At 43.1% G+C, this 25,759-nt stretch carries 21 protein-coding genes and 4 tRNA genes; 20 read left to right on the top strand and 5 right to left on the bottom strand.

The annotated features are described in order from the left end of the window. Positions 1 to 431 precede the first annotated feature (431 nt). The 19 genes from rho (at position 432) to ACGF63_RS15260 (ending at position 18,086) form a co-directional block, all read left to right on the top strand. Entirely contained in the window at positions 432 to 1,691 is a 1,260-nt protein-coding gene (gene rho, locus ACGF63_RS15350) for a transcription termination factor Rho (RefSeq protein WP_023043607.1), read from the top strand. Between the two features lie 283 nt (positions 1,692 to 1,974). Further along, positions 1,975 to 3,045, top strand: a complete 1,071-nt coding sequence (gene wecA / locus ACGF63_RS15345; RefSeq protein WP_152963479.1) for a UDP-N-acetylglucosamine--undecaprenyl-phosphate N-acetylglucosaminephosphotransferase — start codon at positions 1,975 to 1,977, stop codon at positions 3,043 to 3,045. Positions 3,046 to 3,072: 27 nt separating this feature from the next. Continuing rightward, positions 3,073 to 4,128, top strand: a complete 1,056-nt coding sequence (gene wzzE / locus ACGF63_RS15340; protein ID WP_162524204.1) for an ECA polysaccharide chain length modulation protein — start codon at positions 3,073 to 3,075, stop codon at positions 4,126 to 4,128. 83 nt (positions 4,129 to 4,211) lie between these two features. Next, positions 4,212 to 5,333 (top strand): non-hydrolyzing UDP-N-acetylglucosamine 2-epimerase, encoded by a 1,122-nt coding sequence (gene wecB / locus ACGF63_RS15335; RefSeq protein ID WP_036844186.1) that lies wholly within the window; start codon positions 4,212 to 4,214, stop codon positions 5,331 to 5,333. Positions 5,334 to 5,337: 4 nt separating this feature from the next. Then, positions 5,338 to 6,600 carry a UDP-N-acetyl-D-mannosamine dehydrogenase gene (wecC, locus tag ACGF63_RS15330; protein WP_387631823.1) on the top strand — a complete coding sequence of 421 codons (1,263 nt, stop codon included), beginning with the start codon at positions 5,338 to 5,340 and terminating at the stop codon, positions 6,598 to 6,600. Beyond that, positions 6,597 to 7,667, top strand: a complete 1,071-nt coding sequence (rffG, locus tag ACGF63_RS15325; protein WP_387631820.1) for a dTDP-glucose 4,6-dehydratase — start codon at positions 6,597 to 6,599, stop codon at positions 7,665 to 7,667. Before wecC ends, rffG begins: the two co-directional genes overlap by 4 nt. 17 nt (positions 7,668 to 7,684) lie before the next feature. Further along, a complete protein-coding gene (rfbA, locus tag ACGF63_RS15320) occupies positions 7,685 to 8,566 on the top strand; it encodes a glucose-1-phosphate thymidylyltransferase RfbA (RefSeq protein WP_387631818.1) in 882 nt (293 codons plus the stop codon). Next, a complete protein-coding gene (rffC, locus tag ACGF63_RS15315; RefSeq protein ID WP_387631816.1) occupies positions 8,544 to 9,281 on the top strand; it encodes a dTDP-4-amino-4,6-dideoxy-D-galactose acyltransferase in 738 nt (245 codons plus the stop codon). The genes rfbA and rffC overlap by 23 nt, the downstream gene beginning before the upstream one ends. Then, a complete protein-coding gene (rffA, locus tag ACGF63_RS15310; protein WP_036844181.1) occupies positions 9,268 to 10,398 on the top strand; it encodes a dTDP-4-amino-4,6-dideoxygalactose transaminase in 1,131 nt (376 codons plus the stop codon). Before rffC ends, rffA begins: the two co-directional genes overlap by 14 nt. Before the next feature lies 1 nt (position 10,399). Beyond that, positions 10,400 to 11,650, top strand: coding sequence for a lipid III flippase WzxE (wzxE, locus tag ACGF63_RS15305; RefSeq protein ID WP_036844180.1), 1,251 nt, complete (start codon positions 10,400 to 10,402; stop codon positions 11,648 to 11,650). Beyond that, complete coding sequence (locus ACGF63_RS15300; RefSeq protein ID WP_036844179.1) at positions 11,647 to 12,732, top strand: TDP-N-acetylfucosamine:lipid II N-acetylfucosaminyltransferase; 1,086 nt, start codon at positions 11,647 to 11,649, stop codon at positions 12,730 to 12,732. Before wzxE ends, ACGF63_RS15300 begins: the two co-directional genes overlap by 4 nt. After that, positions 12,729 to 14,126, top strand: coding sequence for an ECA oligosaccharide polymerase (gene wzyE, locus ACGF63_RS15295; RefSeq protein ID WP_387631812.1), 1,398 nt, complete (start codon positions 12,729 to 12,731; stop codon positions 14,124 to 14,126). Before ACGF63_RS15300 ends, wzyE begins: the two co-directional genes overlap by 4 nt. Further along, positions 14,098 to 14,835 carry a lipopolysaccharide N-acetylmannosaminouronosyltransferase gene (wecG, locus tag ACGF63_RS15290; RefSeq protein WP_387631809.1) on the top strand — a complete coding sequence of 246 codons (738 nt, stop codon included), beginning with the start codon at positions 14,098 to 14,100 and terminating at the stop codon, positions 14,833 to 14,835. The genes wzyE and wecG overlap by 29 nt, the downstream gene beginning before the upstream one ends. A 241-nt stretch (positions 14,836 to 15,076) precedes the next feature. Next, positions 15,077 to 16,453, top strand: coding sequence for an amino acid permease (locus ACGF63_RS15285; RefSeq protein WP_152963443.1), 1,377 nt, complete (start codon positions 15,077 to 15,079; stop codon positions 16,451 to 16,453). Between the two features lie 148 nt (positions 16,454 to 16,601). After that, positions 16,602 to 16,678 (top strand) — tRNA-Arg (locus ACGF63_RS15280). Positions 16,679 to 16,753: 75 nt separating this feature from the next. Further along, positions 16,754 to 16,829 (top strand) — tRNA-His (locus tag ACGF63_RS15275). Between the two features lie 15 nt (positions 16,830 to 16,844). Next, positions 16,845 to 16,931, top strand: a tRNA-Leu gene (locus ACGF63_RS15270). A gap of 18 nt (positions 16,932 to 16,949) precedes the next feature. After that, positions 16,950 to 17,026: transfer RNA gene (locus ACGF63_RS15265), tRNA-Pro, on the top strand. A 757-nt stretch (positions 17,027 to 17,783) separates the two neighbouring features. Then, positions 17,784 to 18,086: an NINE protein gene (locus ACGF63_RS15260; protein ID WP_036844174.1), complete on the top strand. Its 303-nt coding sequence runs from the start codon at positions 17,784 to 17,786 to the stop codon at positions 18,084 to 18,086. A 96-nt stretch (positions 18,087 to 18,182) separates the two neighbouring features. On the opposite strand, the gene hemY is transcribed toward ACGF63_RS15260, so the two are convergent. Genes hemY through hemC form a run of 4 tightly spaced genes read right to left on the bottom strand, consistent with a single transcriptional unit; the run spans position 18,183 to position 22,227 of the window. Beyond that, positions 18,183 to 19,391 carry a protoheme IX biogenesis protein HemY gene (gene hemY / locus ACGF63_RS15255; protein ID WP_387631807.1) on the bottom strand — a complete coding sequence of 403 codons (1,209 nt, stop codon included), beginning with the start codon at positions 19,389 to 19,391 and terminating at the stop codon, positions 18,183 to 18,185. A gap of 3 nt (positions 19,392 to 19,394) precedes the next feature. Then, a complete protein-coding gene (hemX, locus tag ACGF63_RS15250; RefSeq protein WP_152963441.1) occupies positions 19,395 to 20,528 on the bottom strand; it encodes a uroporphyrinogen-III C-methyltransferase in 1,134 nt (377 codons plus the stop codon). Between the two features lie 20 nt (positions 20,529 to 20,548). Next, positions 20,549 to 21,289 carry a uroporphyrinogen-III synthase gene (gene hemD / locus ACGF63_RS15245; RefSeq protein WP_036844171.1) on the bottom strand — a complete coding sequence of 247 codons (741 nt, stop codon included), beginning with the start codon at positions 21,287 to 21,289 and terminating at the stop codon, positions 20,549 to 20,551. Continuing rightward, positions 21,286 to 22,227 carry a hydroxymethylbilane synthase gene (gene hemC, locus ACGF63_RS15240; RefSeq protein WP_152963440.1) on the bottom strand — a complete coding sequence of 314 codons (942 nt, stop codon included), beginning with the start codon at positions 22,225 to 22,227 and terminating at the stop codon, positions 21,286 to 21,288. Before hemC ends, hemD begins: the two co-directional genes overlap by 4 nt. 593 nt (positions 22,228 to 22,820) lie before the next feature. Between hemC and ACGF63_RS15235 the strand changes: the two genes are divergently transcribed. Then, on the top strand, positions 22,821 to 25,397 hold the full coding sequence (locus ACGF63_RS15235; protein ID WP_036844169.1) for a class I adenylate cyclase: 2,577 nt from the start codon (positions 22,821 to 22,823) through the stop codon (positions 25,395 to 25,397). Between the two features lie 31 nt (positions 25,398 to 25,428). On the opposite strand, the gene cyaY is transcribed toward ACGF63_RS15235, so the two are convergent. After that, positions 25,429 to 25,746 carry an iron donor protein CyaY gene (gene cyaY, locus ACGF63_RS15230; protein WP_132355164.1) on the bottom strand — a complete coding sequence of 106 codons (318 nt, stop codon included), beginning with the start codon at positions 25,744 to 25,746 and terminating at the stop codon, positions 25,429 to 25,431. Between the last annotated feature and the right edge of the window lie 13 nt (positions 25,747 to 25,759).

Here is a 25,759-nt window from a genome sequence, read left to right as displayed (position 1 = left end):
ATTATTTATTTCATTGACTGCTAGACGTCCGTAAAGAAGCGTGATAAGTTAGCGCCACTGCTTGTATCACATACATCTGTTAGAAGTATGTTGCATACTGAACAATCTGTAGTGTCTGATAAGTCTGTTATCTCTGGATAGTCTAAAGTATCCAATGGGTTATACGGGAATAATCTGGCGTATAGCTCGTTACGTTGAGATAGTTTTTTATAGAAATCAGTAATGTTTCAGCATTATCTCAACAGCGTTTTTGACAGCCTGTCAGTCTTATTTGAGCTCAATCTTAGTACTTCAAATTACTACCTTTTTATATGAATAATGTATTAAAGGTCTTATTTGTTTTTTGTACAAAATAAACAGGCACCGATGACGCTGCCATACTATTCACGTTCATAGTTCGAGATATACCCCGAGTTTAAGAACCCACCATTATGAATCTTACCGAATTAAAGAATACGCCGGTATCTGAACTGATTACACTCGGCGAAAAGATGGGGCTAGAAAGTCTGGCCCGTATGCGTAAACAAGATATTATCTTCTCTATCCTTAAGCAGCATGCAAAAAGTGGAGAAGATATCTTCGGTGACGGTGTGCTGGAGATATTGCAGGATGGATTTGGATTTCTCCGTTCAGCAGACAGCTCCTACCTTGCCGGTCCCGATGATATCTACGTTTCTCCCAGTCAAATCCGCCGTTTTAACCTCCGTACCGGTGACACAATTTCAGGTAAAATCCGTCCACCTAAAGAAGGTGAACGCTATTTTGCACTGTTGAAAGTTAACGAAGTTAACTTTGATAAACCAGAAAATGCGCGCAGCAAAATCCTTTTTGAAAACTTAACTCCTCTGCATGCTAATAATCGCTTGCGTATGGAGCGTGGTAATGGTTCCACTGAGGATCTGACAGCCCGTGTTCTGGATCTGGCTGCACCGATTGGCCGTGGACAACGTGGTCTTATCGTAGCGCCACCAAAAGCGGGTAAGACCATGTTGCTGCAAAATATTGCTGCTAACATTGCTCACAATCATCCAGATTGTGTATTGATGGTACTTTTGATTGATGAACGTCCAGAAGAAGTAACCGAAATGCAACGTCTGGTGAAAGGTGAAGTTATTGCTTCTACTTTTGATGAACCCGCTTCCCGTCACGTTCAGGTGGCAGAAATGGTCATTGAGAAAGCAAAACGCCTGGTTGAACATAAAAAAGACGTTATTATCCTGCTTGATTCTATTACCCGCTTGGCTCGTGCTTATAACACGGTTGTCCCTGCATCTGGTAAGGTACTGACCGGTGGTGTAGATGCTAATGCGTTACATCGTCCAAAACGTTTCTTCGGTGCTGCACGTAATGTGGAAGAGGGTGGAAGCCTGACCATTATTGCGACTGCGTTGGTGGATACGGGCTCTAAGATGGATGAAGTGATTTACGAAGAGTTCAAAGGCACTGGTAACATGGAACTGCTCCTCTCCCGTAAAATTGCTGAAAAACGTGTCTTCCCAGCTATCGATTACAACCGTTCCGGTACACGTAAAGAAAATCTACTCACTACGACTGAAGAGCTACAGAAAATGTGGATTCTTCGCAAAATTATTCACCCGATGGGAGAAATTGATGCGATGGAATTCCTTATCAATAAGTTGGCTATGAGCAAAACAAACGACGATTTCTTTGACATGATGAAACGTTCGTAGTTTCTAACTCACTTTACGATGATTTTAATAAGCGCCACGATTTCGTGGCGTTTTTTGCATCCATGATTATGGTGTTGTAAATATGGTATGTATTTTGCAAACATTTCACATACTGCCATCTATTTAAAATTAAATGTCACAAAAATGATATAAAGGCCATTAATTTTTCCATAATAAAGCAGTGTTTTCGCAAGCTGGAGTGCTTGTGGGATTGGGTTTTGGATAATAAATAACCAGGGTGTCTTTATTTTTACAGAGAGTTGTTATCGTGAATATTTTCAGCATGGATATCGAAGTTTTTTGCGTTTTTCTGTTTTCGTTTGCGTTTTTGTTTATAGCGCGCAAAGTAGCAAAGAAAATCGGTCTCGTTGATAAACCCAATTATCGTAAGTGTCATCAGGGATTGGTGCCTTTGGTGGGAGGGATATCAGTATTTACCGGGGTCTGTTTTGCTTTTGTTATCACTAAAGAATTTATTCCTCATAAGTGGTTATATTTGGTTTGTGCTGGTGTGCTGGTATTTATTGGCGCATTGGATGACCGTTTTGACATCAGCGTTAAGATCCGGGCAACTATCCAGGCTCTGGTTGGTATTGCGATGATGTATTTTGCCGGCTTGAAATTAAATAGTCTTGGTTATGCTTTTGGCTCTTGGGACATGACACTTGGGCCGTTCAGTTATGTTGTGACTTTATTTGCTGTCTGGGCTGCCATCAATGCATTCAATATGGTTGATGGAATAGATGGATTGTTGGGTGGATTATCCTGCGTCTCTTTCGGTGCTTTAGGGATCTTACTGTATCAAAGTGGTAACACCGCACTGGCATTATGGTGTTTTGCATTTATTGCTGCCATTCTCCCTTATATTATTTTTAATCTTGGTTTATTAAGCCAGCGTTTCAAAGTGTTTATGGGGGACGCAGGCAGTACATTGATTGGTTTTACAATTATCTGGTTGCTTATTGAATCTACTCAGGGGAATGAGCATCCGGTTAATCCAGTGACTGCATTATGGATTATCGCCATTCCATTAATGGATATGGTTGCCATTATGTACCGTCGGTTACGTAAAGGGATGAGCCCATTTTCTCCTGACAGACAACATATTCATCATCTGATTATGCGGGCTGGATTCTCATCACGTCAGGCATTTATCTTGATTACTGTTGCCGCAGCTTTATTCGCTGCTATTGGAATTACCGGGGAATGGTTGGAGTTTGTGCCTGAATGGGTAATGTTGGCACTTTTTTTGCTTGCATTTATGTTGTATGGCTATTGCATCAAGCACGCATGGCGGGTGGCTCGTTTCATCAAACGGCAAAAACGTCGTATGCGCCGTTCAGTTAACCATTAAACATCTATCTAACAGAGGTTTTGTGCAGTGATAAAATCAGAAACGAAATCTATTCAGGATGAACAAGCTCTGGAACATGAGCTGGATATCAGAGCCTTGTGCAGTGCTCTATGGCGCGGAAAGATATGGATTGTCGTACTGACAGTTATTTTCGCTGCTATAGCTCTTGGTGTGACATATCTGATGCAACAAAAATGGAGTGCAACGGCCACTACTGACTTGCCTACCACTAGTCATTTGGGGAGCTATTACTCTCAGCAGCAGTTTTTGCGTAATCTGGATACTCACATTAACATTTCACCGGAAACCCAGTTACCGTCCATTCCTGAAGAAGCTTATAAGGAATTCGTTACTCAGGTCGCGGCATATGATACTCGCCGTGAATTCTGGTTAAAGTCTGATTATTACAAGCAGCATCAGAAAGGTGATCTCAGAGTTGACGCGGCCTTATTAGATGAATTAGTCAACAATATTCAGTTCATTCCTCATGATGATAAAAAAGTGTTGAATGACAGTATTAAACTGACAGCAGAATCTTCTGCACAAGCAAATCAACTCTTGCGCCAGTACATTGCTTTTGCTAACAGTCGTGCCAGTACTCATTTGAATGATGAAGTAAAAGGGGCATGGGCTACCCGCACTCAGTCTATGACAGCATTGGTTAAGCGCCAGGAAATGGTTGCTAAAGCGGTTTATAACCGCGAAATGAATGTGTTACAGCAATCGCTGAAGGTTGCAGAAAAACAAGGAATTCGGCGTAATCAAACTGATACTCCGATGGATCAATTGCCTGACTCAAAAATGTTTATGTTAGGTGCGCCGTTGTTACAGGCTCAGCTTGAAACTCTGGAAGCGACAGGTCCCGACTATGATGTGGATTATGACCAGAATATTGCAATGTTAGCGACGTTAAATGTTGGTCCGACATTACAGGATCAATTTCAGACTTACCGCTATTTGAGAACACCAGAGGAACCCGTTACCAGAGACAGTCCTCGCAGAGTGTTTTTGATAATCATGTGGGGCGCAGTTGGTGCCTTGGTTGGTGCTGGCGTGGCATTAGTACGACGTTCACGTAAATAATCAAATAATTATATGAATAACTGCTTCTTAGAGATATTTTTTGCAGGAAAGTCTGCAAGTTACTGACTAATAAGAGAGTCATTGTGAAAGTGTTGACTGTGTTTGGTACCCGGCCGGAAGCTATCAAGATGGCTCCGCTGGTACACGCATTGGCAAGGGATGAAGCCTTCGAAGCAAAAGTATGTGTCACCGCCCAACATCGGGAAATGTTGGATCAGGTGTTACATCTTTTTGAGATCACTCCCGATTTTGATCTCAATATTATGAAATCAGGGCAAGATTTAACGGATATTACATGCCGTATTCTGGAAGGATTGAAGCCCGTTTTGACAGAATTTAAGCCTGATGTTGTATTAGTTCACGGAGATACCACAACAACTATGGCGACCAGTTTGGCTGCGTTCTACCAGCGTATCCCTGTTGGTCATATTGAAGCTGGACTAAGAACCGGTGATCTCTATTCCCCTTGGCCGGAAGAGGCAAACCGTAAGATTGCCGGGCATTTGGCAATGTATCATTTTGCTCCGACGGAAAACTCTCGCAAGAATTTACAGAAAGAATCAATTGCAGATAATCGAGTTTTTGTCACGGGTAATACGGTGATCGATGCGTTGTTGTGGGTACGCGATCGAATAATGAATGATGAAGCTATGCGGAATAAGCTGGCGGAACATTACCCGTTTATTGATACTAATAAAAAAATGATCTTGGTAACGGGTCATCGTCGTGAAAGTTTTGGTGGTGGATTTGTGCGAATTTGTGAAGCATTGGCACAGATAGCCCGCGCCCATCCAGAAGTACAGGTAGTCTATCCGGTCCATCTAAACCCGAATGTCAGTGAGCCGGTAAAGCGTATTTTGCATGATATTGATAACATCATTCTCATCGAACCACAGGACTATTTACCATTCGTCTATTTGATGAACCATGCCTATATGATCCTGACGGATTCCGGTGGTATTCAAGAAGAAGCACCTTCTTTAGGAAAACCTGTACTGGTGATGCGTAATACTACTGAACGGCCAGAAGCGGTGGATGCGGGAACGGTACGTCTGGTAGGGACAGAAACAAGAACAATTGTGGAGGAGGTGACTCGATTGTTGACAGACGATACTGCCTATCAGCAAATGAGCCGCGCTCATAATCCTTACGGGGATGGCGATGCCTGTCAACGTATTCTCGACGTTTTGAAGAAAATCAGGTGACACTATGAGTTTTGAAACTATATCAGTTATCGGTCTTGGTTATATTGGTTTGCCAACTGCGGCAGCGTTTGCATTGCACAATAAGAAAGTCATTGGGGTAGATATTAACCAGCATGCGGTAGAAACGATTAACCGTGGCGCAATTCATATTGTAGAACCGGATCTGGATAAAGTGGTGAAAATTGCTGTGGAAGGTGGCTACCTGAAAGCAGTGGTTTCTCCGTTACCCGCAGATGCTTTTCTGATAGCTGTTCCAACTCCTTTTAAAGGTGATCATGAGCCGGATATGACATATGTCCGTTCTGCCGCTGAATCCGTGGCGCGGGTTCTGAAAAAAGGCGATCTGGTTATTCTGGAATCGACCTCGCCAGTGGGTGCGACAGAGAAGATGGCAGAATGGTTAGCGGCAGAGCGCCCTGATCTGACTTTCCCACAACAGGTGGGAGATGAATCTGATATTGATATTGCTTACTGTCCTGAACGTGTATTACCGGGACAGGTTATGGTCGAGCTGATTAAGAATGACCGCGTTATTGGCGGTATGACGTCAAAATCTTCGGCCAGAGCCAGTGAACTGTATAGAATCTTCCTTGAAGGTGAATGTGTTATCACTAACTCAAGAACAGCAGAAATGTGTAAGCTGACAGAAAACAGTTTCCGGGATGTGAACATTGCATTTGCCAACGAACTTTCTCTGATTTGTGCTGAACAAGGCATCAATGTGTGGGAACTTATCAGTCTGGCAAACCGTCATCCCCGTGTAAATATTCTTCAGCCCGGCCCTGGAGTGGGGGGGCATTGTATTGCTGTTGACCCGTGGTTCATTGTTTCCCAAAATCCGGAACAATCACGTCTTATCCATACAGCACGTCTGGTTAATGATGGCAAGCCACTGTGGGTTGTGGATCAAGTAAAAGCGGCTGTTGCGGATTGTCTGGCTGAAAGTGGAAAGCGTGCAAGCGAAGTGAAAATCGCCTGCTTTGGCCTGGCATTTAAGCCAAATATTGATGACTTACGTGAGAGTCCAGCGGTATATATCACTCGTATGATTGCTCAATGGCATGCAGGTGAGACATTGGCTGTAGAGCCTAATGTCCATGAATTACCCGCTTCCTTGAAAGGAATGACTCGATTGATTAACCTGGAAAAAGCGTTGGAAGAAGCTGATATCTTGTTGATGCTGGTGGATCATAATCAGTTTAAAGCTGTAAATGGTTGTGAAATTAAACAGAAATGGATTGTGGATACAAAAGGAGTCTGGCGTTGAGACGTATTCTAATCACAGGTGGAGCAGGTTTTATTGGCTCCGCTGTTGTGCGGCATGTCATTAATAATACAGAAGACAGCGTGGTTGTAGCTGATTGCCTGACTTATGCTGGTAATCTGGAGTCTCTTGACTCTGTTGCGGATAGCACACGTTATGCGTTTGAACAGATTGATATCTGTCAGCGTGAAGCACTGGATCGGGTTTTGGAGCAGTATCAGCCGGATTGTGTGATGCATCTTGCGGCAGAAAGCCATGTAGATCGCTCTATTGATGGCCCTGCGGCATTTGTCGAAACTAACATTGTTGGTACCTATACTTTGTTGGAAGCTGTTCGGGCTTTTTGGCAGAAACTGAGTAAAGAGAAACAAGCTGCCTTTCGTTTCCATCATATTTCAACGGATGAAGTGTATGGAGATTTGCATGGTGAGGATGGTTTCTTTACTGAAACAACACCTTATTCGCCAAGCAGTCCATATTCAGCGTCCAAGGCATCCAGTGACCATTTGGTAAGAGCATGGCACCGTACTTATGGTTTACCGACAATTATCACCAATTGTTCAAATAACTATGGCCCTTACCATTTCCCGGAAAAATTGATCCCATTAATAATTTTGAATGCATTAGCAGGCAAATCTTTGCCGGTATACGGCGAAGGGAAGCAAATCCGTGATTGGTTGTACGTGGAAGATCACGCCAGAGCGCTTTATTTGGTTGTAACAGAAGCTGAACCGGGTAAAACCTATAATATTGGCGGTCATAACGAACGCAAAAATATTGATGTGGTTTGTGCCATTTGTGAGCTTCTGGAAGAATTTCGTCCTGAGAAGCCAGCAGGTACTGCTTATTATCGTGACTTGATTACTCATGTCGCAGATCGTCCTGGTCATGATATGCGTTATGCCATTGACGCTGCGAAAATTGAACATGAGCTGGGTTGGAAACCACAGGAAACCTTCGAATCCGGGATTCGCAAAACAGTTCAATGGTATCTGGAAAATGAAAATTGGTGGCGTAGGGTTCAGGATGGATCGTATGCTGGTGAACGTCTTGGGTTAGGTGAAAACTAAGCTACTCTGGAGGTAACATGAAAGGCATTATTCTGGCAGGGGGCTCGGGTACCCGGTTGCATCCGATAACACGAGGTGTTTCCAAACAACTACTGCCAATTTATGATAAGCCGATGATTTACTATCCTTTGTCAGTACTGATGCTGGCAGGGATACGTGATGTTCTGATTATCTCCACACCAGAAGATTTACCTTCTTTCCGCCGGCTGTTTGGCAATGGTGACGAATTTGGTATTCGCTTGAGTTATAAAGAACAGCCATCACCAGATGGTTTAGCTCAGGCTTTTTTGATTGGTGAAGAGTTTATTAACGGGGAGCCCAGTTGCTTGGTATTGGGAGATAATATCTACTTCGGGCAAGCGTTTAGCCCAAAACTGAAGAAAGTTGTTTCCCGTGGAAAAGGGGCAACCATTTTTGGTTATCAGGTGATGGATCCTGAGCGATTTGGTGTGGTGGAGTTTGATGACGAGTTCCACGTTCTTTCCATTGAGGAAAAGCCGGAAAATCCAAAATCAAACTGGGCGGTAACGGGTCTCTATTTCTATGATAATCAGGTCGTGGATTTTGCCAGGCAGGTAAAACCTTCTGCACGGGGTGAGTTGGAAATTACCAGCATTAACCAGATGTATTTGGAACGTGGTGAGTTGAATGTTGAACTGTTAGGGCGTGGTTTTGCCTGGCTGGATACGGGTACTCATGACAGCTTGATTGAGGCTAGCACTTTTGTGCAGACTGTTGAGAAACGTCAGGGTTTTAAAATTGCTTGTCTTGAAGAAATTGCTTGGCGTAATGGCTGGTTGGATGATGAGCAGTTAAGAAAGACAGCAAAATCCTTATCAAAAACTGGCTACGGTCAATATCTGCTGGATTTACTTCATGTCCGTCCACGCCAGTATTGAGCTATTAGAGTGGGATAGCTACTACTTCGGGTTGTCCACTGCTCGCCTTGATTTCACACCTGATGCCAGGTTGTTAACTTTACCTCAATTAGAACAGTACGCTTTGGTGCAGGCCAAAGTGCCCGCACAACGATTAGATCTCATTGATGGGTTATCCGTGTTGGGTTTTTCGCTGGTGGAGGGGGAAGTCGATCTTTCCTTAAGGATTGGCATAGAAAATGCTTATATTACTCATAGTAACAACTCTAAGAATGTGCTGATCCCGGCGGAACAGCGGGATATCCCGATTCTGAAAGAGATAGCTGCCAAAATATTTTCTTTAAGCCGTTTCCGTGCCCCGTGGTATCAGCCGCAGGATAGTGGCCGTTTCTATGCTACCTGGGTTGAGAAAGCGGTATTAGGGACATTTGATCATCAATGTTTACTGGTAAACGGAGATAACGGACAACCCGCAGGGTTTGTTACTTTGCGGGATTTAGGGAATGGTGAGGCTCGTATGGGGTTGCTGGCCGTATTTCCAGGAAATACCGGCGGTGGAATTGGTTCAAAATTAATGTCGGTGGCGCAACAGTGGTGTCAACACCATCAAATACAGCAATTAAGAATTGCAACACAAACCAGCAACATCGCTGCTTTGCGCCTTTATACACGCAGTGGTGCACTTGTTGAAAGCACTGCTTATTGGTTATATAGGGGACGAAATGATTCCATTTAACAGACCACCAGTAGTCGGCACTGAATTAGATTACATGAAGCAGGCAATGGAGAGCGGTAAGCTTTGTGGGGACGGTGGTTTTACCAAACGTTGTGAAGAGTGGATGGAACAACATTTCGGCTGCCCGAAAGTTTTGCTGACGCCATCCTGCACAGCTTCTCTGGAAATGGCGGCTATTTTGCTGAATATCCAGCCCGGTGATGAAGTTATCATGCCGAGTTTCACTTTTGTTTCCAGTTCTAATGCGTTTGTACTGCGTGGGGCAACCGTTGTTTTCGTGGATATCCGTCCAGATACCATGAATATTGATGAAACCAAAATCGAAGCGGCGATTACAGATAAAACACGAGTGATTGTTCCGGTTCATTACGCAGGTGTGGCTTGTGAAATGGATACCATCATGGCGCTGGCAGAGAAATATAATCTGTTTGTCGTGGAAGATGCAGCCCAGGGGGTAATGTCTACTTATAAGGGGCGCGCATTGGGAACTATCGGGCACATTGGTTGCTACAGTTTCCATGAAACCAAAAACTACTCTTCTGGTGGTGAAGGCGGTGCAGCACTTATCAATGATGAATCCCTGATCTCGCGTGCTGAAATCGTCCGTGAAAAAGGAACGAATCGTAGCCAGTTTTTCCGTGGTCAAGTTGATAAATACACTTGGCGCGATATTGGTTCCAGTTATCTGATGTCAGATCTTCAAGCTGCTTATTTGTGGGCGCAACTCGAAGAAGCTAAGAAAATCAATGAACGTCGTCTTGCTTTGTGGAATACCTATTATCAGGTATTAAAACCGCTGGCTGATGCTGGTTACCTGACATTACCTGTAGTACCGGAAGGATTGGAACATAATGCTCATATGTTCTATATCAAACTGAAAGATGTTGAAGAGCGTTCTGCATTTAATAGCTATATGAAAGATGCTGGTGTACTGACGGTATTTCATTATGTTTCTCTGCATACCAGCCCGGGCGGTGAAAAATTTGGCCGTTTCCATGGAAAAGATCGTTTCACTACCAGTGAAAGTGATCGCTTGGTACGTTTGCCAATGTTTTACAACATAACAGATGCTGAACAGCAGAGTGTTATCGAACATATCAGGGAATACTTCGCCTGATATGTCATTGGCTAAAGCATCAATATGGACTGCGGGCTCTACACTGATAAAAATCGGTGTGGGGCTTTTAATCGTTAAATTACTGGCCGTTGCTTTCGGCCCTAGCGGGGTTGGGCAGGCAGGTAACTTCCGTCAGCTCATTACTGTCCTTGGGGTGTTGGCTGGTGCCGGTATTTTTAATGGTGTGACTAAATATGTTGCGGAGTATCAGCAGCAACCAGAAAGGTTGCGTGCGGTACTGGGGACTTCTTCTGCCATTATTCTCGGGTTTTCCACTCTGTTGGCCGTGATTTTTCTGTTGTTTAGCGGGCCGATCAGTATTGGGTTATTTGGTCATAGGGATTATGAGCCAGTTGTGCAGGCGCTCTCATTTATTCAAATGGGTATTGCCTGTGCCAACTATTTTCTGGCTATTTTGAAAGGATACCGGGATGCTCAGGGGAATGCGCTGGCGATTATTCTCGGTAGTTTGATAGGAGTGATTGCCTATTATTTCTGTTTCACCCTTGGTGGGTATGAAGGTGCTTTAGCTGGTTTGGCCTTAGTGCCGGCGCTGATAATATTTCCAGCGGGATTGATGCTTTTGCGTCGTAAAGAGATTTCATTCTCATATCTTAAGCCCATGTGGGATAAGGTACTGGCTAGCGAGCTCGGCAAATTTACCCTTATGGCTCTGTTGACTTCCATTACCTTACCGGTTGCTTACATTATGATGCGAAACTTGCTGGCAGCGCATTATAGTTGGGATGATGTGGGTATTTGGCAAGGTGTAAGCAGTATTTCCGATGCTTACCTGCAATTTATCACTGCTTCTTTCAGCGTTTATCTGTTGCCAACGCTTTCACGATTGAAGGGTAAAGGCGAAATATCAAATGAAATAGTTAAAGCGTTGAAATTTGTTTTGCCAGCAGTGGCATTTGCAAGTTTTACCGTATGGTTGTTGCGCGATTTTGCCATCTGGTTGTTGTTTTCTGACAAATTTACTGCTATGCGTGATTTGTTTGCTTGGCAATTGATTGGTGATGTATTGAAAGTGGGCGCTTACGTTTTTGGTTATCTGGTGATTGCCAAAGCGGCGTTGCGTTTTTATGTGCTGACTGAAGTCAGCCAGTTTTTGCTGCTTACTGGTTTTGCCCACTGGCTGATTCCTGTTAATGGATCGTTAGGTGCAGCGCAAGCTTATATGGCAACTTATATTGTTTATTTCACCCTTTGTTGTGGTGCATTTCTTATTTATCGCAGGCGAGCATGACAACCCTAATTCACGTTCTGGGATCTGATATCCCCCATCATAATCGAACGGTATTGCGCTTTTTTAATGACGTCTTAGCGCAAGAAATTGGTTTTTCAGCCAAACCAAAGTTTATGGTAGTGGCTAGGGATCGAGCTTCATTGGGTGATTGCCCGGCATTGGATATGGCATTTTTCGACAGTAAAAAATCTCTGTCTCAAGCTGTTATTGTTAAAGCCCAGTCAGACCGGGATTGCCGATTTTTTTTTCATGGGCAATTTAATGCGGGTTTGTGGTTAGCGTTGTTATCAGGAAAAATCAAACGCAATCAATTCTGGTGGCATGCTTGGGGCGCCGATCTTTATGAAGACTCCTGTCAGTTAAAATTCCGTCTGTTTTATTTCCTGCGTCGCCTGGCGCAACGTCGGGTAGGGCATGTATTTGCGGTTCGGGGAGATCTCTATTTTTATTCTCAACATCATCCGAAAGTACCAACGTCATTGCTCTATTTCCCAACCAGAATGGACCCAGCCTTGACGATTGCAGAAAAAGTGCCTTCTGACGATAACAAAATGGCAATTTTGTTGGGGAACTCCGGTGATCGATCAAACCGTCATATTGCTGCACTGAAAGCTATTCATAAGCAGTTTGGTGATAAGGTACAAATAGTCATCCCAATGGGTTATCCGGAAAATAATCAGGCTTATATTGAGCAGGTTGAGCAGGTTGCTTTATCGCTGTTCCGGCCGGAGAATTTAACAATTCTTAAGCAAAATATGGCGTTTGATGATTATTTGGCATTATTGCGCCGTTGTGATTTAGGGTATTTCATTTTTAACCGCCAGCAGGGGATTGGAACAATTTGTCTGTTGATACAATTTGGTGTGCCGCTTGTGCTTAGCCGTCAGAATCTTTTTTGGCAGGATTTAACAGAACAGCAGGTTCCGGTATTTTTCTCCGATGATTCTTTAGATAACCAACTAATTATGGAAGCACAACGGCAGATGCTTTCCTTAGATAGAAATGCGATAACTTTCTTCAGCCCGAATTTTGTTGATGGCTGGCGGCAAGCGCTGGTAAAAGCGGCAGGAGAGCAGCAATGACTTTAACGCAATTTGGCGGATTATTTGTTGTTTATCTGATATCACTGGTTTTTATCCTGACGTTGACTTATCAGGAATTCCGGCGTGTACGCTTTAATTTTAACGTGTTCTTCTCATTGCTTTATTTGCTAACATTTTATTTTGGTTTCCCTCTGACATGCTTGTTGGTTTTTCAATTCGATGTTGAGGTGGTACCTGTAGATTCCTTATTACACGCTCTGCTGGCTTCAACTTGTTTTTATGGAATTTATTACGTCAGTTATAAAACCCGGCTAAGAAAGCCGTCTATACAGCTTAAAACACCCGTATTCACCATGAACCGGGTAGAAACGAACTTCACATGGTTATTGCTGGTATTGGTTGCGGTTGTGACCGTTGGGTTGTTCTTTATGCAAAACGGTTTTCTATTGTTTAAATTACAGTCGTACAGTCAGATTTTTTCCAGTCAGGTTTCTGGTGTTGCTTTAAAGCGGTTCTTTTACTTCTTTATTCCTGCCATGTTAGTAGTTTATTTCTTGAAACCGACACAATTACGCTGGTTGTTTTTTCTGATGAGCACGGTTGCTTTTGGGATTCTGACTTATGTCATTGTTGGGGGAACAAGGGCTAATATTATTATTGCGTTTGCGTTATTCCTGTTTATCGGCATTGTTCGTGGCTGGATAACCTTGTGGATGCTGATGACTGCGGGAGTAATGGGAATTGTTGGCATGTTCTGGTTGGCGCTCAAACGTTATAGCCTGGATGTCAATGGTGCAGAAGCGTTTTATACCTTCCTCTACCTCACTAGGGATACTTTCTCGCCGTGGGAAAATCTGGCGTTATTGCTGAATAACTACGACAAAATCGATTTTCAGGGGTTAGCACCGATTATCCGTGATTTCTATGTTTTTATTCCAAGCTGGCTCTGGCCTGGGCGCCCTGATGCGGTGTTGAATTCAGCGAATTACTTCACCTGGGAAGTACTGGATAACCACTCTGGTCTGGCAATCTCCCCGACTTTGATAGGTTCTCTGGTGGTTATGGGCGGGGTACTGTTTGTTCCGGTTGGTGCGATTGTTGTTGGATTGATAATTAAGTGGTTTGACTGGATTTATGAGTTAGGGAAACAGGAGACTAATCGTTATAAGGCCGCTATTTTGCAGGCTTTCTGCTTTGGCGCGATCTTCAACATGATAGTATTGGCTCGTGAAGGATTGGATTCATTTGTTTCCCGTGTGGTATTTTTCTGTATTATTTTTGGTTTGTGTCTGGTGGTTGCTAAGTTGTTGTATTGGCTCCTTGAGAGTGCAGGGCTTATTAGAAAATATCTGACCAGCAACCTGGCTTATCGCAAAAACGTCCGTTGCAATGTAAGGAAAGAAAATGGAGCTAAACAATATCCCCAAATATAGTATTCGTGGTTTGAATATTTGGGGTTTCCGCGATATGACACACTTTCTTGACCATATTTTCCAACGCGGGCAGGTAAAAACCGGTACTCTGGTTGCGGTTAATGCGGAAAAAGTTCTGACGGCAGAGGAAGATAAAGCGTTGAGTACACTGCTGGGCGAAGCAGAGTATCTGTATGCCGATGGTATCAGCATTGTACGTGCTATTCGCCGTAAATACCCTGATGCTGAAGTTTCCCGCGTAGCCGGTGCTGATCTGTGGGAAGCCATCATGGAGCGTGCTGGCAAAGAAGGCACCCCCGTTTTTCTGGTTGGCGGTAAACCAGAGATATTAGAACAGACAGAAAACAAACTGCGGACTCAGTGGAACGTCAATATCGTTGGCAGTCGGAATGGTTATTTCACGCCAGAAGAGCGTAATGTTGTTTTTGAGCGGATTCATGCCAGTGGGGCAGCAATTGTGACAGTTGCAATGGGGTCGCCTAAGCAAGAAATTTTCATGCGTGACTGCCGTAAAATTCATTGCGATGCTCTCTATATGGGAGTTGGTGGTACTTATGACGTATTCACCGGCCACGTAAAACGTGCGCCAAAAGTATGGCAGAACCTCGGGCTTGAGTGGTTTTATCGTTTGTTATCACAACCAAGCCGTATCCGTCGTCAGTTTAAGCTACTGAAGTTTCTGGGATATTACTACCGCAATCGTCTGTAGATAGTTGCCTGCCTGTCGTATAACAATTTGCGGCAGGCTATCAAAAAATTCGTTTCACAACGTCTATATAACCGTTTGATCCTGCCGGGCTTTTATCATCTGTACTAATTATTAGGTAATTTTTTATTCCACTGAGCGGAAAAACGTGTTTTGATCCCTGCCATTTTTATGGCTGGTCAAAACCAGTCTTGTATATTTTGATTATTGCACATTAAAACACATAACAATGGACAGGGAATTTATGGCAGATCAACAACAGGGCCTGCAACGAGGTTTAGAAGCCCGTCATATCGAGCTAATCGCATTAGGCGGAACTATTGGTGTCGGTCTGTTTATGGGATCAGCCAGCACGTTGAAATGGGCTGGCCCTTCTGTTTTGCTGGCTTACATTATTGCCGGAATTTTTGTTTTCTTCATTATGCGATCCATGGGTGAAATGCTGTTTCTTGAGCCTGTCACGGGTTCTTTCGCTTCTTTTGGTCATAAATATCTCAGCCCATATTGGGGATGCCTGACCGCTTGGGGTTATTGGTTTATGTGGGTGGCAGTCGGGATATCAGAAATAACAGCTATCGGTGTTTATGCTGAGTTCTGGTTTCCTGAGCTTCCTCAATGGGTATCAGCATTGATTGCGGTGGCATTAGTCGCTTTAGCGAACCTCGCGGCAGTACGTCTTTATGGTGAATTGGAATTTTGGTTTGCCATGATTAAAGTGACCACAATTATCGTCATGATCCTGATTGGCCTAGGATTGATATTTTTTGGTATTGGTAATCAATGGCAACCTATTGGATTGGATAATCTGACTGCTCATGGCGGTTTCTTTGCTGGTGGTTGGCAAGGGTTTCTGTTTGCGCTTTGTATTGTTGTTGCATCTTATCAGGGTGTGGAACTGGTAGGCATCACTGCGGGTGAAGCCAAAAATCCACAGGTTACGTTGAAAAAAGCGATTAACAATATTCTCTGGCGTATCCTGATTTTCTACGTGGGTGCAATCTTTATTGTCGTTACCTTGTTTCCGTGGATAGAAGTTGGTTCACAGGGCAGCCCGTTTGTGATGACCTTTACTAAAGTGGGTATCACTTCAGCGGCAGCTGTGATTAACTTTGTTGTATTGACCGCTGCGCTTTCTGGTTGTAACAGTGGTATGTACAGCGGTGGGCGGATGCTCTATGCATTGGCGCAAAACCGTCAGTTACCTTCATCGCTGACAAAATTGTCAAAGAATGGTGTGCCGGTAATCGGTATTGCCATTACAATTTTGTGCTTGCTGATAGGTTCCAGTTTGAATTACCTGATCCCAAATCCACAGGCAGTTTTTGTTTATGTTTACAGTGCCAGTGTATTGCCGGGAATGATTCCGTGGTTTGTTATTCTGGTGAGCCAGTTGCGTTTTCGTCAGTACCATCAAGAGGCACTGAAGCAACATAGTTTTAAATCTATCCTGTTCCCCTATGTGAATTATCTGACACTGGCATTTTTATGCTGTGTATTGGTAGGTATGGCAATTAACCCGGATACTCGTTTCTCATTGCTGGTAGGTGGAGGTTTTCTGCTGATAGTGTCGCTGATTTATTGGATAGTAAGGTTTTTTTGCAGCAGAAAACCAACAGTCTGATTTACTGTCATAGCTGTAGCGGGTAGTGGCGTGATAGCTGGCTTTATCAACGAAGTGAGTAAGGTGTAATCAAACGCATCATTTCTTAAAAAAAGCGCTGGACAGTATATCATTAAATCCGTACTATCCCCATCCGCAACGGCGTTAAGCGCCCGTAGCTCAGCTGGATAGAGCGCTGCCCTCCGGAGGCAGAGGTCTCAGGTTCGAATCCTGTCGGGCGCACCATTAATTTGCGTGCAAGAGCTGCGGTGTATTTCCGCTGTTTGTAAGTTGCAATATAGTAGTAAAATAGCTGTTATGGTGGCTATAGCTCAGTTGGTAGAGCCCTGGATTGTGATTCCAGTTGTCGTGGGTTCGAGTCCCATTAGCCACCCCATCTTTTTTATGACACGCGAGGGTGGCGGAATTGGTAGACGCGCTAGCTTCAGGTGTTAGTGTCCTTACGGACGTGGGGGTTCAAGTCCCCCCCTTCGCACCATAAAAAAGAAAAAAATTTCGGCGAGTAGCGCAGCTTGGTAGCGCAACTGGTTTGGGACCAGTGGGTCGGAGGTTCGAATCCTCTCTCGCCGACCAAATTCTGAAGGACCCTGCAATGCAGGGTTTTTTGCTTTCTCTTTTCCTATTTTTTGTTTCCCCTTCTGTTCATTACTCGTAGTGTGTGCTTGATTCAATTTAAGTTCAGTGAATTGTTTTCCGACATTAGCTACTTGTTTTATATAATAATTTTTCATCTTGTTGTATTTTGACGACGATTGATATATTAGCTGTCTCAAATAAGAGACTTATAACATATTGAATTAAAATGAAAAACAATAAATGTGTTATACGTTGTCTCAAATAAGAGACAGTCAATGAAGTGGATTTTGTGATGATTTGCTTTCTCGTTGTAATAAATAGAGAAATAACCGATGAGGTGAAGCGATTTATCATCCGGATAAAAGTTGGCATGTTAAATGCATTACTACAAAACGTAGATGCTCATCCTATTTCTTATGACAGCATATGCTTCATAAACCCAGGGATGATGCAGAGCCGATTATCGGTGCCTATTGTCCATGTCACAGATGAGTAAGATATAGCCATCTTTTCATCGCCGATCGGACTTAACGTTGAGTGAGGCACTATCCGTCTGTAGACCTGATTGTATTTGTACACCTATCTTTATTTCTAGGGTAGGTGTTTTTTTTGTCTATCGTTAGGGAATCTCTGATAGATTTATATACTGTTTAGATATTAATATAAGCAAAACAGGAAATACGACTATTGGTTTCTGCTATAAAACTGACTTAGTTACAGTTATTTCTTCCTAACTTATTTAAAGGAAATAGAGATGTCAAAAATGATCGGATGCTTTGGTTGTGGTCAAATGTTGCATGAATCGGCACAATCATGCCCGCATTGTGGTGCGGTGATAAAGGCATATTCTTCTGGCAGTAAAAGCAGAATTGTTGCTGCATTGTTGGCATTTTTTCTTGGCTTTATTGGTGCTCATAAATTTTATCTGGGTAAAATTGGTATGGGGATTTTATATTTGTTATTTTGCTGGACATTTATCCCCTATTTTATCTCATTTATTGAATTTATTATTTATCTTTGCACTTCTGATGAAGATTTTGCCAGAAAGTATGGCTAGAAAAATGCCCTCGTGTGGAGGGCATTTTTAATCAATAAAATGAATATCTTAAAGGAATAGTGATGGATAGATTATGAAACTAGAGGTTAGCTGGCACTATTGGCTATTAGCTACATCACTCTCGCGCTTTAAAGTTAGCACCAATCCCTCACGGCGAACCTGTGCCGCTTCTTCCGGTTTGCGTAACTTATCCAATGCATCTGCTAACCAGGCATAATCATGGGCATCTGGCCGCTGATCTAATGCGGCTTGAAAATCTTTTGTTGCTTTTTCCCATTCTCTGTGGCGTAAAGCAACCTGTCCAAGAGTACTGTTTAGCTGAGGGGTTGCGCCATGTTGCTTTAACTGATGGTCCAGCGCTTTTTGTACCGGCTTTGGATCTTCACTTTTTAACCGTGGAATCAACGACAATAAACGTTCATCGTATTGACGTTTTAAACTTTCCAGGATGATTTTTTGTGCTGTTTCATGGTCATCACATTCAATCAAATGCTCAGATATTGCAATCTGCAAAGCCACGTTATGGCGAATTTTACGGCTTTGATCATGCCACCAGCGTTTTAAACCTTCGCTGCCTTGTTCTGCCATATATTGATTCATCAGACCGATATAGGCTTGTTGGCGTAGTTTATGAATTTGTAACTCATCATGCAGATGGATTTTCTCCATTGTTGGCAGTATATCAATCAGTGACTGGTAAGCTCCCGATCTTGTATAAGCCTGTTCAGCCAGGCGTAAAACTTCTGGATGGCGTGAAGCTTGATTCAGAAGTTTGTCTATACCGTGGCGAGCTGCATGAATTTCACCTTGTGCCAGTTGAATACGTACACGGGTAATATCCACAGGTAACTGATTATTGTCTGCGACTTCTGCCGCACGTTCCAGATACTGATTAGTACGGAATTCATCTCCACGTTGTTGGGCTGCTTCGGCTGCCAGCAAGTAGTTGACTACAGGTTGTTCTGCATGATCAGCATTACGGGTCAGTAATTGCTCAACTTGTTTAAAATCACCTTCGGCCAGCTTGATTAGCGCTTCCTTTGTTTGAGCATGAGCGCGGTTGCGTTTACGTCCGAGGAACCAACCTCGGGTACGGGAGCCTGTATGCATAACTCTACGGTAGCACCAGCCAAGGAAGCAGAGCACCATTTGTAACAGAACAAATATAATGAACAGGCCGGTAACACTGGTTTCAATATTGTAGTTGTCAGTCTGAATCAGAACATATCCCTGATGACCCGCAACGATTGGGCCAAGCACAATACCAACAATCAGTACAACAAACAGTAACAAAACTTTTAGCATAACTTAGCCCTCCAGATGGGTTTCAGAGGACTGGGACAGCAAGTTGCGAACCCGGGTTTGCATCAGTTTTTCCAGTAAAGGCTGACTTGAAAGATGATCGGGTACCGTCATGGAAACAGGTTGCTGACTGAGTGAATCAATTTCTTCTAGGAATGCTTTGGTATTTGGATCGTTGATATCAAAGTAAGCTCTGACCCAGGTTGAAACCGTTTCCAGTGATTGTTTAAAAACTTCACTCTGATGACGCGGTATTGCTTGAGCTGCAATCAACAGACGGGCACGGATATTCTCCCGTAGATAGATATCCTGATTTGGTGCCAGTAATGGTTCTGCTGTGGTATCGCGGCGACGGATAGTAATAAAATTATCCATAAAGCTGTTCCAGCTTTTATTCAGATTCTGACGCCATTCAGATAATGAACCGGTTAATTCATCATTGTCTTCATCCATAGGTAAACCATCAATTGTGTTGTCAGCCAGACGCAGGTTATCTACTTGGTTAGAGAGTTGATTAACCCGTAGGATGGCACCATCAAAATCAACCTGATTGATGGCAGATAATGCGCTGATGTCCTGTGTAATTGCACGACGGATTTCAATCAGGCTTGGATCATTCATCTCAGCGAGACTGGCATCTGCATTTTTTAGTAGGGCTGCGGCGGTGACGACATCTTGATCATTCCATAATTTCCGGCCGGCCATTTTGACTAAAAAGTCAGCTTGCGCCAGTAGCCAGCTTTTTACGTCAGAACTGGATAACGAAGAGATTTTGGCTTGTAACTCTTGCAGACGATTATCCAATTGATCATTTTGTGCTGCTTGTGAGGCAAAATGGTTTAAAGCTTGCGATTGTTCTTTGAATAGAATTTCAATACGTTGTTTATCTTGTGATTGCTGTTGTTTCAAGGATTCCAATTGTTGGCGCAGTTCATGGTTTTCCGCACTGAGTAAATGGCTTTGCTGTTGTCCGTAGTAATAAAGGCCGCCACCGATTGCCAGAATAATTGCAATAGTAATAATACTTCTCAGAGTGCCAGAACATTCTTGCTTTTGAGGCACTGTTTCGGGCGGTTGCGAGTTTCCAACCGTATTTATTGTTTTTTCAACCGTCTCTGCGGACTGTTTTTGCTCCGTCATAGTGGGCATCCCATGTCAGTTTATTCTAGTGCCTGAATTAAGGCATCGTTGTCTGCACTTTTTGCAACTTTAATATCTTGCCAGCCCAAGTTCTGGGCGGTGTGTGCAAGACGCTCGCTTACCACAACAAGGCGGCAATTTAATAACCACCTATTCCGATCACTTTCGGGAATTAAGTTATATAACAGTTGCAGTATTTCGCCACTGGTTACAATTAAAGTCTGTACTCCACATTTTTGCCAGTGGGCACTGAATTTTGCTGCCGGATAGTCTACTGGCTGGCGAAGATAACATTCACAATAACTAATTGAGGCCCCTCTTTCTGTCAACGTGTGGGCAATAACCTCACGCCCGACATTTCCTCTGAGCAACAAAGCCAGTTTATTTTCAATCTGATGTAATGATGGTAGTTCCAGCAGGATTTCGCTGGTTTCACCCTCTAATGACCAGATAATATTTATATCAGTCAATTGATGAAAAGCCAGTGCGGTTGATCTGCCAATAGCATAATAAATCAGCTTGTCAGGCCATGACAGATTAATTTTATTTAACTGTGAATTTGCATAATGAACTGCATTTTTTGACAACAGAAATACCATATCACCGGCATTCAGCTGACTGAGCTTCTCAGCTAGCTGTGGCAGCTCTGAACCTGGGTGAATATTGATTAAAGGTGCGCTGAAAGCAGTTTTTCCCGCTGCCTGTAACTTTTTGACTAATTCTTCTCCGGCAGGAGAAGGCCGTGTCACCAGAATGCTCATGTGGGGGGATTTCCTTGATAAACGTCGGTCAGAATTGCCTTCGCTCCCCGTTCCAGCAACTCTTCTGCCAGTTTAATCCCTGCCTGACTGGCATCTTTTGCTAATGCGGTTCTCTCACCACGAATAATAACGCTGCCATCCGGTGCTCCAACCAATGCCCGTAGCCAGATTTTCTCATCCTGCCAGATGGCATAGCTGCCTATTGGTACTTGGCAACCTCCTTCCAAACGGGTATTCATTGCCCGTTCGGCAAGAACACAGATTTCTGTATCATAATGATTTAATGGTGCCAGCAGAGCTTGTGTTTGCTGGTCGTCAAGGCGGCATTCAATTCCCACAGCGCCTTGGCCAACGGCAGGTAATGATTGTTCTACAGACAACGGCATACGGATACGTTCATGCAGTTTTAACCTTTTCAATCCTGCAACAGCGAGAATGATGGCATCGTAATGACCATTATCCAGCTTATTCAGACGGGTGCCGACATTACCCCGAAGGTCACGGATAATCAGGTCGGGACGTAATTCACGGAGTTGGCACTGACGGCGTAAACTTGATGTGCCAACAATGCTGCCTGTTGGTAGTTCATCAAGAGCATTATATTTAACAGAAACAAAAGCATCGCGCGGATCATCACGTTCACAAATAGTGACCAAGCCCAGCCCTTCAGGAAAAGAGATCGGTACATCTTTCATTGAATGAACCGCGATATCGGCCCGCCCTTCAAGCAAAGCCCATTCTAATTCTTTGACAAATAGCCCCTTGCCGCCCACTTTTGCCAGAGGGGTATCCAGAATGATATCTCCTTGGGTTACCATCGGAACCAGTTGAATTTCCAAGTCTGGATGTTGTTGTTGTAATTTTTGCTGAACATGAAGTGTCTGCCACATAGCCAAAGGGCTTTGACGGGTTGCGATTCGGATGGTTTTTGTTGACATAGATGTTTAGATTTCTCAGGCTTTTCTGCCGTCATATAAATGAAAAACTAGCACTCGTTTTAACACTTCAGCAGTTTTTTTTCCAGTTAATGCCTGAGAAGAAAGTGTGCAGATTAGGTTGAAATATAAAATAAATTTTAATTTTTAAATTATTTTATATCCATATAAAGTAGATTAATTTAAATATGAATTAACTTTTTCAGTAAATTATTTCTGTAATTAGAAAATCTTTAATGAAAAGAATGACTAATTAAAATATAGCTAATGGGTTATTTTTATGAGGCGGCTGATAAAAAAGCATTAGATACATGACTTGAAAAATGAGCAGAGAAAATTTCCTTCATAAAAGAAAGTATAAAAAGTATGGTTTTTTAGATTATTGTTATATATAACAATAAGTTATTCGGTTTTTTGTCTGGTGTCACATCGCAATTCAATTGCTTTACTGACTTTACGGTTTATCTACAAGATGTTAAATTGATCACGTTTCCGGTAATAAATTGGTAAAAATCATTCTAAATAATTCCATTAAGTTATAACAGCCGGAAGCGGGGGATTTATCTGGGCACTGGAACTCAATCGGGCGAGACGTCTTGTACCTTTACATCGAAACACTGAAGCAGAGACTGGATGCGATAAACCAACTCAGGTTAGAACGCGCCTCCACCGCCATGAGTGCGGAATTTAAACAGGTATACAGTTTACTGCCAGTATTATTGCATTATCATCATCCGATGATGCCAGGTTACATTAATGATAATGTTCCTTACGGCGTATGTTTTTTCGTGCATGATGAGTCACAAAAATCTTATCTTAATGATTTAGAAAGTAAATTAGAACACTCCATAGAACAGCCTGCTAATGGTCAGCTTCCTATTACGGGTATTTACTCAATGGGGAGTACTTCGTCAATCGGGCAAAGTAGTTGTTCTGATTTGGATATTTGGGTATGTCATCAGTCGTGGCTTGATAATGATGAGCGCCTCCTGTTGCAACGTAAGTGTACGCTTATTGAACAATGGGCGGCAGCGCTTGGTATCGAAGTCAATTTTTTTCTTATTGATGAAAACCGCTTTCGCCATAATGCCAGTGGTCGTCTTGGCGGTGAAGATTGCGGTTCTACTCAGCATATTCTGTTACTTGATGAATTTTACCGTACTGCGGTGCGTATGGCAGGTAAGCGTTTGTTATGGGAAATGGTGCCTGTAGAAGAAGAGCGCCATTATGACGAATATGTTTTATCTCTTTATGCGCAAGGTGTTCTGACGCCAAATGAGTGGCTTGATCTCGGTGGATTAGGAGAACTATCCGCTGAAGAATACTTTGGTGCCAGCTTATGGCAACTTTACAAAAGTATCGACTCTCCTTATAAAGCCGTATTGAAAAGCTTGTTGCTGGAGGCATATTCCTGGGAATATCCCAATGGTAAATTACTGGCAATGGAGATGAAACAGCGTTTGCATGCGGGTGAAATAGTTTCATTTGGCCTTGATGCATACAGCATGATGCTTGAGCGTGTTACCCGCTATCTGATAGAAATTAATGATACGACTCGCTTAGATTTAATACGTCGATGCTTCTATTTAAAAGTTTGTGAAAAGCTCTCTCTAAACCAGGATGATGAAGGTTGTACCGGTTGGCGACGTCAGGTTTTGACTCAGTTGGTATATGAGTGGAAGTGGGATACAGAGCGGTTGGGCATTCTGGATAACCGCAATTCATGGAAAATTGAGCAGGTTCGTGATGCCCATAATGAACTGCTTGATACCATGATGCAGAGTTACCGTAACCTTATCCGTTTTGCCCGCCGTAATAATCTGAGTGTCAGTGCCAGTCCACAGGATATTGGTGTGCTGACCCGTAAACTCTACGCTGCATTTGAAGCGTTGCCGGGTAAGGTGACGCTGGTTAATCCACAGATCTCACCGGACCTGTCAGAGAGACATTTAACATTTATTTATGTGCCTCAAGGACGTGCAAATCGCGGCGGCTGGTATCTTTACAATCAGGCACCGATAATTGAATCAATTATCGGTCATCAGCCTCTGGAATATAATCGTTACCTAAATAAATTGGTGTCGTGGACCTATTTTAACGGCTTATTGACAGAAAAATCCTGTATTCATATTCATCATGGTGAAGCCCAGTGTGATGAACTGAAGTTGCATGAACTGATTAACGATATTTCCGCTCATTTTCCTATCCGTTTACCTGCACCGACGCCAAAAGCGCTCTATAGTCCGTGTGAAATCCGCCACTTGGCGATTATTGTTAATCTGGAGAAAGATCCGACCGCGGCGTTCTCTAATCAGGTTGTGCATTTTGACTTCCGCAAGCTTGATGTATTCAGTTTTGGAGAATCGCAACAGTGTTTGGTGGGAAGCATCGACTTGCTTTACCGCAATTCATGGAATGAAGTGAGAACATTGCATTTTAGTGGCGAGCAGTCTGTTTTGGAAGCATTGAAAACCATATTGGGTAAAATGCATCAAGATGCTGCACCGCCGGCGGCTGTTGAAGTGTTCTGTTATTGTGAACATTTACGCGGGCTTATCCGAACCCGGATCCAGCAACTGGTATCTGAATGTATTGAGTTGCGTTTATCCAGCAATCGTCAGGATCCGGGCCGTTTTAAAGCACTGCGCATTGCGGGCCAGACTTGGGGGCTTTTCTTTGAACGTCTTAACGTCTCTGTGCAGAAATTGGAGAATGCCGTGGAATTCTATGGGGCAATTTCTAATAACAAACTGCATGGGTTGCCGGTAAAAATTAATACTAAAGAGACACATTTGCCTGCTGTGGTTGATGGTTTTGCCAGCGAGGGCATCATTCAGTTTTTCTTCGAAAATACTCAAGATAATAAAAGTTTTAATATTTATATCCTGGATGAAACCAACCGGGTGGAAATCTATTCTCATTGTGAGGGAAGTAAGGAAGAACTGGTACGTGACGTCAGTCGGTTTTATTCTTCATCGCATGATCGATTTACTTACGGATCAAGTTTTATCAACTTTAACCTGCCACAGTTTTATCAGATTGTGCAAATGAAAGACCAGATTCAGGTGATTCCATTCAGTGGATCCTATTTTTCACAGTTGTGTGTGGCTGATGATGGGGAAACCGGTGGAGAAGAGCAGCCGGAACTTTATCGTTCTGTGTCGCATTACTGATTTACCCCGCGCAGCGGGGTAGGTTCAATTATTAGAAATTGAATGGTTCACCACTCTGTTCTGTGATGGATTGCGCTAACATGGTCAGGAAATTGCCACCGCTACGGTCACAAATCCACTGATCATCTTTGTAGACAAAATGATAACCGCCGTTTTTGGTTGCCAGCCAGATTTGATGGAAAGGTTCCTGACGATTGATAATAATTTTGCTGTCATTATCAAAGCTCAGGGTCATGACACCGCCATTGGTTTCACAGTCGATATCAGCATTGCCATCATAATTATCCAGTTGCTCTTCGATATAAAGCATTAGTTGGTCAGCTAACTGATGAAATTCACTGTCGTTCATCTTCAATTCCTAT

Origin of the sequence: Photorhabdus sp. RM322S (assembly GCF_042879395.1) — a bacterium.
Taxonomy (GTDB): domain Bacteria; phylum Pseudomonadota; class Gammaproteobacteria; order Enterobacterales; family Enterobacteriaceae; genus Photorhabdus; species Photorhabdus khanii.
Note: the sequence above shows the minus strand (reverse complement) of the source record. Positions and strands in the feature narration are given on the sequence as shown.

Excerpts from the sequence above, each read along its gene's own strand:
- ACGF63_RS15285 (WP_152963443.1), top strand. The coding sequence starts at position 15,077 with ATGGCAGATCAACAACAGGGCCTGCAACGAGGTTTAGAAGCCCGTCAT.
- wzxE (WP_036844180.1), top strand. The coding sequence starts at position 10,400 with ATGTCATTGGCTAAAGCATCAATATGGACTGCGGGCTCTACACTGATA.
- rffC (WP_387631816.1), top strand. The coding sequence starts at position 8,544 with ATGTCCGTCCACGCCAGTATTGAGCTATTAGAGTGGGATAGCTACTAC.
- cyaY (WP_132355164.1), bottom strand. The coding sequence starts at position 25,746 with ATGAACGACAGTGAATTTCATCAGTTAGCTGACCAACTAATGCTTTAT.
- wecA (WP_152963479.1), top strand. The coding sequence starts at position 1,975 with ATGGATATCGAAGTTTTTTGCGTTTTTCTGTTTTCGTTTGCGTTTTTG.
- ACGF63_RS15300 (WP_036844179.1), top strand. The coding sequence starts at position 11,647 with ATGACAACCCTAATTCACGTTCTGGGATCTGATATCCCCCATCATAAT.
- rho (WP_023043607.1), top strand. The coding sequence starts at position 432 with ATGAATCTTACCGAATTAAAGAATACGCCGGTATCTGAACTGATTACA.
- wecC (WP_387631823.1), top strand. The coding sequence starts at position 5,338 with ATGAGTTTTGAAACTATATCAGTTATCGGTCTTGGTTATATTGGTTTG.
- hemC (WP_152963440.1), bottom strand. The coding sequence starts at position 22,227 with ATGTCAACAAAAACCATCCGAATCGCAACCCGTCAAAGCCCTTTGGCT.
- ACGF63_RS15260 (WP_036844174.1), top strand. The coding sequence starts at position 17,784 with ATGTCAAAAATGATCGGATGCTTTGGTTGTGGTCAAATGTTGCATGAA.
- hemD (WP_036844171.1), bottom strand. The coding sequence starts at position 21,289 with ATGAGCATTCTGGTGACACGGCCTTCTCCTGCCGGAGAAGAATTAGTC.
- hemX (WP_152963441.1), bottom strand. The coding sequence starts at position 20,528 with ATGACGGAGCAAAAACAGTCCGCAGAGACGGTTGAAAAAACAATAAAT.
- hemY (WP_387631807.1), bottom strand. The coding sequence starts at position 19,391 with ATGCTAAAAGTTTTGTTACTGTTTGTTGTACTGATTGTTGGTATTGTG.
- wzyE (WP_387631812.1), top strand. The coding sequence starts at position 12,729 with ATGACTTTAACGCAATTTGGCGGATTATTTGTTGTTTATCTGATATCA.
- wecG (WP_387631809.1), top strand. The coding sequence starts at position 14,098 with ATGGAGCTAAACAATATCCCCAAATATAGTATTCGTGGTTTGAATATT.
- rfbA (WP_387631818.1), top strand. The coding sequence starts at position 7,685 with ATGAAAGGCATTATTCTGGCAGGGGGCTCGGGTACCCGGTTGCATCCG.
- rffA (WP_036844181.1), top strand. The coding sequence starts at position 9,268 with ATGATTCCATTTAACAGACCACCAGTAGTCGGCACTGAATTAGATTAC.